Genomic DNA, 259 nt, shown 5'->3' with positions numbered 1-259 from the left:
TGCGGCTGGGCGCAAACTGGTAAATCACCGCGCGCATCTTCTCGAACTCGCTCGGCGCATAGGCCCACAGGTAGGCGCGGTGCGTCTTGCCATTGCCGGGCGCGAGCATCTGCACTGGCGTTTCGTCGGCGTGCAGAACACCGTGGCTCAGAACCTCTTCTTGCAGGGCGTCCACCAGCGGTTGCAGACGCACGCCACAGATGCCCACCCACGCGCCCAGTGTCGATTGCGGGATGGCCAGACCGGCGCGCGCATAGAT

1 protein-coding gene is annotated in these 259 nt (G+C 65.3%); it reads right to left on the bottom strand.

From position 1 onward, the window contains the following. Nucleotides 1-259 (bottom strand): IS66 family transposase (locus tag DW309_RS03415; RefSeq protein WP_168387160.1); only part of this gene is annotated, 259 nt, incomplete at both ends.

This window comes from Microbacterium sp. K41 (assembly GCF_004794395.1).
Taxonomy (GTDB): domain Bacteria; phylum Actinomycetota; class Actinomycetes; order Actinomycetales; family Microbacteriaceae; genus Microbacterium; species Microbacterium sufflavum.
Note: the sequence above shows the minus strand (reverse complement) of the source record. Positions and strands in the feature narration are given on the sequence as shown.